This is a genomic window from Thermovirga lienii, assembly GCF_036847465.1.
GTDB classification, from domain to species: domain Bacteria; phylum Synergistota; class Synergistia; order Synergistales; family Thermovirgaceae; genus Thermovirga; species Thermovirga lienii.
In genome coordinates this window covers 1-9120 of record NZ_DAITZW010000046.1, presented here as the reverse complement: position 1 = coordinate 9120, position 9120 = coordinate 1, and the positions used below count along the sequence as shown (strand labels likewise).

Sequence of the window (9120 nt, the reverse complement as noted above, 5' to 3'; positions counted from 1 at the left end):
AACCAGAGACCTTGCCTTGGCTCTTAATTTTACACAATTATATGGACGTAACTTTTTCCGCTGTATTTAGCTTCGATAATATATTGGGGAAGATATTTCTCTTCCATTTTTCTTATATTGTCCAGTTGTAGTATTTCTGCGAACTCACTAAACGAAACCAATTTATCCTTGTAGTTATTCGAAACTCCGTTTTCCCTAATCTCTCTCATGACTTCAAACATACCTTTCACTGCCGAATATAGACACGACAAGGCCGGCACCACCCATTTATAACCCATCGCCTCAGCTTCACTAATCGAAATAAGAGGCGTCTTACCGCCTTCCACAAGGTTTAACATAAGATGTACCCCTGCAAGCTCTTCGGCTGCCCTTTCTATTTGCTCTTTTGTTTCCATTGCCTCTATAAATATCATATCTACTCCCATATCCACTGCTTTTTTTGCCCTTTCTATGGCATCATCGAAGCCTTTTACGGCTACAGCATCGGTTCTATAAATAACAACAAAATCTGGATCTATTTCGTTCCTTGTATCCAGTGCGGCCCTTAACTTTCCAGCCATCTCTTCGAAAGGTATGACTTCCTTGCCCTCCATGTGCCCACATCGTTTAGGAATAACCTGGTCCTCTATAAATAAACCTGCAGCACCAGCGCTTATGTATTCTTCCACAGTCCTTGTCACATTTATAGCGTTACCAAAACCGTTGTCACCGTCTCCTACTACTGGAATGTTTACGGCCCTAGATATTATCCTTACTTGGGTCGACATTTCGCTAAGCGTTAAAAAGCCTACATCTGGCTTGCCCAAAGTGACTGCCGAGGTACCGTAACCTGAGTGCTGCAAAGCTTCAAAGCCCACAATCTCACAGACCTTTGCACTTATCGCATCATATACCCCAGGGGCAACAATAGCTCCTGGTTTTTTTAAAAGTTGCCTCAATGTGGCAGATTTTCGCATAACACACCTCCAGCTATTAAGATCTCTTCTAAGGCGAAAGCTGGCGCTATCCTCCGAAAAAGAAGTCACGCCAGCTCAACTAAAAATGAACATATTCGTTGAATGCCCTTAGTTAATTGATCGCAATATTTAATGCATAATTGATGGCAGCCACAGACTTAGCTGTGGGAAAACAATTGCCAATACAAGCATGAACATCATAAGAATTATAAAGGGCCATACACCTTGGATTATGTCGCCCATGTTTATATCGTCGCTTAACCCATTTATTACATAAAGGTTCATGCCTACAGGAGGCGTTATCAGAGCCATTGTCATGTTTATTGTTAATATAATTGCGTACCATATAGGGTCTATGTTAAGAGCCAACAGAATCGGGGCAACCAAGGGCATGGTAAGCAATATTATGGATACTGTTTCAAGCACCATGCCGAGAATCAACATTAGGAGGTTCATGGCTAAAATAAACATAAGGGGGGTGAAATTATGCTCTATGATTAGCTCCGTAAGTTTTTGGGGGATCATGAGCATTGTCATTACTCTTCCAAAGAGAATTGCCGCAGCTATGATCAACGCTATCATGCTTGATGTCCCAACAGATTTCAGGCATATTTTAGGCAATTCGCGTATTTTTATAGTCTTGTAAATAAACACTGTAATGAAAAGGCTATAAGCCAGGCCTACTGCTGCAGCTTCTGTCGGAGTAAAGGCTCCAGAATATATCCCACCTATGATAAGAATGGGCAACAAGATACCCCATATATTTTTGCCTGTAACACGCAATCTCTCTGACCACGACGTTCTTTCAATAGGAGTAAATCCCCCACGTTTGCTCTTAAAAACCGCGTAGACCACAAAAATAGCTGTCAAAATTAACCCCGGGACTACACCTGCTATGAAAAGCTTGCCAACTGATTCTTCAGTTATCGCACCGTATAGGATCAAGGGTATGCTTGGCGGTATCAAAATGCCCAAGGTCCCACCAGCAGCCAAAAGACCAAGAGTAAATTTTTTATCGTATCCCCTTTGTATCATCGCTGGGTAGGCCACCATCCCTATGGTAGCTGCTGTTGCCGCTCCTGAGCCAGTTATTGCAGCAAAAAAGGCACACGCCAAAATAGTCGCTATGGCCAGCCCTCCTGGGAGATGCCTAACCCACGCATTCATTACATCGAAAAGGTCATCTCCTACTCTGCCATCTAGTAATATCTGGCTCATCAGTACAAACAGAGGAATAGCTAGCAAAGTAAAGCTTTCTAAACTTGAGTACATCGTAGACCCTATGATCTTTACCGGCAAATGGTTAAGTAGTATAAGGATTACCGATGTCGAACCTAGAGAAAACGCCACTGGAAGCCCCAAAAAAAGGATAATAAGAAGCACCCCGATGACTAGCAGGAAGCTTAGCATGTTTTCTCACCATCCTTTGCGTATGCGTTCCTAACCTCTGAAATTTTTGCACATACCAATATGAAAAATTCCAAGGCCAAGAGCGAAAAACCGATAAAAATGGCAAGTTGGGGTATCCAGATGGGAACTCTTAAAGGCGTGGCAGATAGTTTTTGGTATTTCAAAGAGGCTTGAACCATATCCCAACCCTGCGTGGCAACATACGCAGAAAAAAACATTCCTAACACGCTAGTTATTATTTCCAGAAATATCTGAGTCCGAGGTGAGAGGTGTATTAAAATCAAATCAATTCTGACGTGCTTGCCTATTTGGAGAGTATAAGCGGCACCAGCAAGCATAGTCCATATGAAAATGTATATAGATACCTCTTGGGTCCAAATAGTTGGAGAATTAAAGCAGTATCTTGCCACCACTTCATAGAATAAAATTAATCCCATCAAGAGAATACCTAAACCGCTTAGGTAGCCCAACGCTAAATTTAATTTCTCTATATATTGTCTCAAGAAAGATAACATTTTTACCCCTTCTGCTTTTTCATAAATTCTTCTCATGGACGCTCCATCTTTTCCGATGTGTGCACCGGCTTATTTTATTGAATTTGCTATTTCCATTAGCTGTTTGCCAAGATCACCCGTGTTCTTCACGAAGGCGTCCCTTACAGGTTCAGTAGCCTGCTTGAAAAGTTCTCTTTCTTGTTCATTAAGCTCGTAGATTTCCAAGCCTGCATTCTTTATTACTTCGTAGGCCTTGCTCTCCGCATCAGCTATGGAACTTCTTATATTTTTCTCCGCATCGGCTCCAGCCTTGAGCAAGATCTCTTTTTCTTTTTCGCTTAAAGAATCCCACCAGTCCAAGTTTGCCTGTACACAGAATTGGGCCGTTGTGTAGTTAGCGAGCGTCATATATTTCTGAACTTCATAAATCTTTCTTGAAACAGCGGCAGGCATGCCAGTCGTAGCTCCGTCGACGGTACCCCTTTGAAGAGCCATATACATCTCTGACGAGCTCATAACAACAGGGGTTCCGCCAAGAGCGCTAACCGTGTCTGCTGTACCCTTACTGAAAGTCCTGATTTTGAGCCCAGCGAAATCTTCTGGCTTAGTAAGAGGCCTTTTGTTATTGAAAAACTGCACTAAGCCGTAATCTACCCAAAAAACTACTTTAGCGCCTTTTTTGACAAACTCCTTATCAAGCAGATCACTCGCTCCCGCCTTTATGAACTTTTCAGGTGACGTAAGATCCTTGAATATGAAAGGCATTTCGAAAACATCCGCGGCGGGTATCATTCCAGACCACTTGTTAACTGGGATTAATGCCATTTCCACAAGGCCTTCTTGAATAGCCTCTACAACTTCTGTGTCCTTAAAAAGCTGGGCAGAATGAAAGACTTCCACTTTTAGCTCACCATTAGAATACTCACTTACTTTCTGAGCAAAAATATCCATACCCTTCGAGATAAAATGCGAAGGCGGCAGCTGATTAGAAAGTTTCCACGAAGCTTCGGCCATAATAGGGCAAGCGCCAAGCACGGTCATCAACAAAATTATGCTTGCTATTAAAGAGAACTTCCTGAGTTTCATTACACACACCTCCAACTCTGCAAGATTCGAAACTTTAATCCTATCTTATTCCGCGCAAAGCAGGGTAGCCTCTGATTGATCACCTCCACTTTTCTCCACTCTCCGATTTGCTCTAAAATATCGTTAATGTACTGTGTTGCCTACAGTCGACAGATTTGATATGCAAAATTTTTATCTTTCTCGTCTTATATTCTCTATCCTTCTCGCAAAAAGGCTCCAGGCTCTACTTTGTTTGAGGCTTTCTATGTCTTCGGCTTGGAGGCATCTTAATATCTTGTAATGGTTATTAGCTACCTCAACTAAGTTTTTTTCATGGCTTAGATCATCAAGTATGCCCAGCTCTAATTGGTGGTAAAGATCTGCCAAAATTTTACTTGTTATTGGTCTGTTGGCCTTCATCCATATATAACGATGAAACTCTATATCCTTTCCGAAAAAAGCCAGAACCTTATCTTCCCAAGCCAAACCAGAACTTGCAATTTCGACCATATCTTCAATTATTGAAGCCATGTGGTCGTAATCTTCATCTTTCAAAAGCTTTTTTTTAATAATGGTCTCGTACACACTTTCTTCAAGCAAGTAACGAAGATCGTAGATTTCTTCCAAAGTCTCATTGGATAGATCAGAAACAAAAGTTCCTTTTCTCGGAATTGAGACAACGAGACCCTGGCTCTCCAACCTGCGAAGAGCTTCTCTTACTGGTGCTCGACTTACACCTAGCTCATTGGCTATCTTAGACTCTATTATTCTGTCACCCTTTTTATAGGTCTTAAAAACGAGAATTTGATTACGCAGATATTCCGCAATTTTTGATGTTACAGTTTCATCTAACCTAAGGGCATTGTGACTCATATACTTTTAGCTCCTCATTTCTCATTTATTTATAAAAATTGTCGACAGACAACTTTCTGGTTATTTTGTTGATTCTATAATACAAAAAAGTCTTTTGCAAGTTTAGCTTTAGCTGTTTTAAATTCTACTTGTCAGTATTGCAGACAAGTTCATATTGCAACTACCTCTTAAATAGATGCTGTATCAACACAGCCTTCCATGTTTTGGGGCTTTACTTTCATAAAAATGCCGCCTTGTTAGCCTCGAGTTATTTTAAGAACAAACACTGCAAGAAGCTAAGTGACTTATAACGTTGAAACCATACGACTGAAGTTCTCTCGCTATACCTATTACTTTCATAAGGTCCACCCCTGTGATTATTCCCAACTTGTCAAGAAAGTTAACCAGGTCTTCTGTAGCAAGGTTACCCGCTGCTCCAGGAGCAAAGGGGCAACCTCCAAGTCCTCCAGTTGCCGCATCAAACCTACTGTATCCTAATTCAAGGGCAACCATCGTATTGGCAAGAGCCATACCTTGAGTATCGTGGAGGTGAAGGAAGAATGGATAGTCTTTATATCTTTGTTTTATCTTTTTCAAGGTTCTTTTTACTTCTGAGGGGTTTGCAGTACCAATAGTATCTGCCAGCGTCACGTTCTTAATTCCCATCTCCAATATTGCATCAAGCAATTCTATGACTCTTTCCGGCGGTACTGCTCCACAAAAAGGGCATTCGAATGCAGTGGCTACGGAAACTGCAAGTTCTGTATCTTCAGCTAAATCAGCTATTTTTTTGAGTTCTTCGAGGGATTCTTTTACACTCCTATTTGTGTTGGCCTTATTATGCGCTTCACTGGCAGAGATTACAAAATTTAGGCTATCAGGATTAACCTTCAGGGCATTCTCTGCACCTCTCAGATTAGGAACAAGTACATAGCTTTTTATTTTCCCCTTCCATTTTTTGTTAAATTCTTCCATTACTTCTGCAGCGTCTCTCATTTGTGGTATCGCTTTAGGACTAACAAAAGACGTAACTTCCATACAGCTTATGCCAGTAGAAGCCAACTTGTCTATTATGTTAATTTTTCTCTCTGTTGGAATAAACTCTTTGACATTTTGAAACCCGTCGCGGGGGCATACTTCCCTAATAATCGCCCTTTTGGGCTTTTTAGGTTCTGCCTCACAGCAACTTTTCATATTACACCTTCCTCCTTCAGCTTATCTATCTCTGCCTCGTCCATTCCAAGCTCTCCAACATAGATATCTTTATTATGTTGTCCCAACAGAGGAGAACATGTTTTTATCGCTGGAGGGGTATCAGAAAGCTTAATATGACTTCCTGTTATCTTTATGGCACCCGCTATTGGGTGGTAAGTCTCCACAAACATTTGTCTAGCCTCTGCTATGTGAGGGTCGTTTACTACTTTATCTATGGTCATTATAGGAGCACAAGGTATGCCCTCGGCTTCCAAAAGATCCAGAACTTCCTGCATTTTATGCTTCATGGTCCATTCTTCTATTATTGCTTTAACTTCCTCATGATGCTCTACTCTATCCTTTATGCGCAAGAATTCAGGCTTTTCTGCAATATCGGGTTTCCCCATAACTTCACAAAGCTTTTGCCATAGCCTGTCATTTCCAGCCCCTATGACAATACTTCCATCGGATGTTCTAAAGGAATCATAGGGGTAAGTAGATTCGTAGCGGTTTCCTATTCTCTCAGGCACTCTACCTTCCACCAGATATATCATGTTTATTATCTCTAAGCTCGCCACGGCGGAATCTACTAATGCAACATCCACCATTTGGCCTTTTCCAGTTATGCTTCTAGCGTTGACCGCAGCCAGTATCCCTATTGCGCAGGATAACCCCCCAAGCACGTCGCCTATAGCAGTCCCTGTCCTAGTAGGTTCTCCCCCAGGCCATCCTGTGGTACTCATAAGTCCACTCATGGCCTGAGCTATTATGTCGTAGCCCGGGCGCATCTTGTAGGGCCCTGTTTGTCCAAATCCTGATATGGCCGCATAAATTATCCTTGGATTTACTTCTTTTAGCACTTCATACCCCAGTCCAAGTTTTTCCATAGTCCCTGGTCTGTAATTCTCCACCACCACATCGGCCCTCTTCACCAATTCAAGGAATATCTCTTTGCCTTTTGCACTCTTTAGGTTAAGGGTTATTCCCCTCTTATTTCTATTAAGGTTCATGTAATAAGCGCTTTCTCCTTCCTTAAAAGGCCCCATCTGCCGCGTATCATCTCCTCTTTCAGGTATTTCAATCTTTATAACATCTGCCCCCATGTCTGCTAATATCATGGTACAGAAGGGACCTGCCAAAACCCGCGTTAAATCCAACACTCTTAAATTAGATAGCGCCCCTTTAATTGCCATCTGGAATCAACCTCTTTTTTTATAAATTTTTTATTAGACATCTCTGCCGGTAGCGTACATTTTCTCTGCTTTTTTAATGTCAGGAAGGCCTACAAGTTCATTGAAGGCCTCAAAGTCAAATATTCTGCTAACCGTTGATGCAGTTGTGCCCCTATTTTTAAGTTCTTCCAGCATGTCAAAAACCGCTTTAGTCGCGGCCAAAAGGGAACTCACTGGAAATATTGCAATGTCGTATCCAATTTCTTGAAGTTCTTCAGCACTCAGAAGGGGCGTTCTTCCGCGTTCAACCATGTTAGCAATAACTGGGGCATTGAAAGATGAAGTTATCATCTTCATTTCTTCTATAGACTCTGGCGATTCTATAAAAATGATATCCGCTCCTGCTGCTTCGTAAGCTTTTCCTCGTTCTATCGCCTCTTCTATTCCCATAGAGGTCCTTGCATCTGTACGCGCCATTATCATAAGGCTATCGTCTCTTCTAGCATCACAAGCAGCCTTTATCTTTCCAACCATTTCATCCTTTGAAATTACTTGGCGCCCCAACATATGTCCGCACTTTTTTGGAGCAACCTGATCTTCTATTTGTATACACGCCACCCCTGCCTTTTCGTAAAGCCTTACCGTTCTTTGGACATTAATCGCATTGCCAAATCCATTATCAGCATCTGCTATCACTGGAATATTCACCGCTTCGACCATGTTAGCGGCATGGCAGGCCATTTCCGAAAGGGTAAGCAACCCTACATCTGGTCTACCCAACAAGCTGGCAGAGGCTCCAAAACCCGTCATATAAACGGCGTCAAACCCCGCCTTTTCAACTATTTTTGCTGAAAGCGAGTCGTAGGCACCTGGGACTACAAGTATTTCATTTTTTAAAAGCAACTCTCTAAGCTTTTTCCTTGCATTATTCATCGTAACACCCCTTTCTGGCTTTTGTCGACAGTCGCCATATGCCAAAACTAATTGTATTAATGTTAGAAATTTTTGTCAAGCGTTGAAGCATTTCCTTTTTGTATGTTTACCTAACGAAGGTCTCCAATAATCAAATTTGCCATTTCAAACCTGCTGAAGTAAAATCTCTGCAACAAAACTCGTTGCCCGCTTACGTGGAGGGGATGGCCTTGGATTGGGATAAGAAAAACGAGATAGCAGAAATGAGGCAAAAAATTGACCAGCTTGACCAATCGCTCGCCCAAATACTGAAAGAACGCGTCGAGGCCGCACGGGCCATCGGCAAGCTGAAAGGCAAACATCAAGTTCTGGATCCCATAAGGGAGCAGGAGGTCATTGACAGGACAGTCAAAATCTGCAGCGGGCTGGACCCCAAGGGCATAGAGGCCGTGATGAAAGAAGTAATATCCCTTTGTAGAGCTGTCCAGAAAAGGCCAACGGTGGCTTGCCTGGGGCCAGAAGGGTCCTTTTCTCAGCAAGCAGCCTACGCCTGCCTTGGAAGGAGCATCGACCTTGAATATCTTGAAGACATAGAAGGCATTTTCAGTGCCGTAGATAGAAAATCCACCTTATTTGGGATCGTGCCGGTAGAAAATTCCATCGAAGGAGTGGTCTACAGCACCCTCGACGCCTTCTCCTCCTCCTCTTTAGATCTTTCAATTTCCATGGAAATAATGCTTCCAATAAACCATGTCCTGGCAAGTAAAAGCTCTACTTTGTCTCAAATAACAGAGGTACGTTCTCATCCTCAAGCTTTGGCCCAATGCAAGGGGTGGCTTTCCATGAACCTGCCTCAATGCCCCAGAAAAACGACTGCAAGCACCAGCGCTGCCGCCATGGAAGCGGCAAAGGACCAACGCCTTGCCGCCGTATGCACCTTGCTGGCTGCAGAGATAAACGGATTGAACGTATTGGCCAAAGATATCCAGGACCACCCTCATAACACCACCAGATTCTGGCTCATATCCAAAGGACAAAACCCAACAAAACCCCTCAAAGGCATGA

Annotated in this window: 9 protein-coding genes; 1 reads left to right on the top strand and 8 read right to left on the bottom strand. The window is 42.6% G+C overall.

All coding sequences use genetic code 11. The features are described from left to right. Positions 1-29: 29 nt before the first annotated feature. The 8 genes from V7Z69_RS09015 to V7Z69_RS08980 form a co-directional block, all read right to left on the bottom strand. Complete coding sequence (locus V7Z69_RS09015) at positions 30-956, bottom strand: isocitrate lyase/PEP mutase family protein (protein WP_334139668.1); 927 nt, start codon at positions 954-956, stop codon at positions 30-32. A gap of 129 nt (positions 957-1085) precedes the next feature. Then, a complete protein-coding gene (locus tag V7Z69_RS09010; RefSeq protein ID WP_014162390.1) occupies positions 1086-2366 on the bottom strand; it encodes a TRAP transporter large permease in 1281 nt (426 codons plus the stop codon). Further along, the gene (locus tag V7Z69_RS09005) at positions 2360-2917 is read right to left on the bottom strand and encodes a TRAP transporter small permease subunit (protein ID WP_014162389.1); all 558 of its coding nucleotides are present in this window, start codon (positions 2915-2917) and stop codon (positions 2360-2362) included. The genes V7Z69_RS09010 and V7Z69_RS09005 overlap by 7 nt, the downstream gene beginning before the upstream one ends. A gap of 33 nt (positions 2918-2950) precedes the next feature. Then, on the bottom strand, positions 2951-3946 hold the full coding sequence (locus V7Z69_RS09000) for a TRAP transporter substrate-binding protein (RefSeq protein ID WP_014162388.1): 996 nt from the start codon (positions 3944-3946) through the stop codon (positions 2951-2953). 171 nt (positions 3947-4117) lie between these two features. Continuing rightward, complete coding sequence (locus tag V7Z69_RS08995) at positions 4118-4798, bottom strand: GntR family transcriptional regulator (RefSeq protein WP_014162387.1); 681 nt, start codon at positions 4796-4798, stop codon at positions 4118-4120. 252 nt (positions 4799-5050) lie between these two features. Then, positions 5051-5971: a hydroxymethylglutaryl-CoA lyase gene (locus tag V7Z69_RS08990; protein WP_014163951.1), complete on the bottom strand. Its 921-nt coding sequence runs from the start codon at positions 5969-5971 to the stop codon at positions 5051-5053. Continuing rightward, positions 5968-7164, bottom strand: a complete 1197-nt coding sequence (locus tag V7Z69_RS08985; protein WP_334139667.1) for a CaiB/BaiF CoA transferase family protein — start codon at positions 7162-7164, stop codon at positions 5968-5970. The genes V7Z69_RS08990 and V7Z69_RS08985 overlap by 4 nt, the downstream gene beginning before the upstream one ends. Positions 7165-7197: 33 nt before the next feature. Beyond that, entirely contained in the window at positions 7198-8076 is an 879-nt protein-coding gene (locus V7Z69_RS08980) for an isocitrate lyase/PEP mutase family protein (protein WP_014163953.1), read from the bottom strand. A gap of 209 nt (positions 8077-8285) precedes the next feature. On the opposite strand from V7Z69_RS08980, the gene V7Z69_RS08975 reads away from it, so the two are divergent. Then, positions 8286-9120 (top strand): prephenate dehydratase domain-containing protein (locus V7Z69_RS08975; RefSeq protein WP_334139666.1); only part of this gene is annotated, 835 nt, incomplete at its 3' end.

What these genes read in the sequence shown, in the direction of transcription:
- V7Z69_RS09010 (WP_014162390.1), bottom strand. Translation starts at nt 2,366, where the DNA reads ATGCTAAGCTTCCTGCTAGTCATCGGGGTGCTTCTTATTATCCTTTTT.
- V7Z69_RS09000 (WP_014162388.1), bottom strand. Translation starts at nt 3,946, where the DNA reads ATGAAACTCAGGAAGTTCTCTTTAATAGCAAGCATAATTTTGTTGATG.
- V7Z69_RS08980 (WP_014163953.1), bottom strand. Translation starts at nt 8,076, where the DNA reads ATGAATAATGCAAGGAAAAAGCTTAGAGAGTTGCTTTTAAAAAATGAA.
- V7Z69_RS08985 (WP_334139667.1), bottom strand. Translation starts at nt 7,164, where the DNA reads ATGGCAATTAAAGGGGCGCTATCTAATTTAAGAGTGTTGGATTTAACG.
- V7Z69_RS09015 (WP_334139668.1), bottom strand. Translation starts at nt 956, where the DNA reads ATGCGAAAATCTGCCACATTGAGGCAACTTTTAAAAAAACCAGGAGCT.
- V7Z69_RS08995 (WP_014162387.1), bottom strand. Translation starts at nt 4,798, where the DNA reads ATGAGTCACAATGCCCTTAGGTTAGATGAAACTGTAACATCAAAAATT.
- V7Z69_RS09005 (WP_014162389.1), bottom strand. Translation starts at nt 2,917, where the DNA reads ATGAGAAGAATTTATGAAAAAGCAGAAGGGGTAAAAATGTTATCTTTC.
- V7Z69_RS08990 (WP_014163951.1), bottom strand. Translation starts at nt 5,971, where the DNA reads ATGAAAAGTTGCTGTGAGGCAGAACCTAAAAAGCCCAAAAGGGCGATT.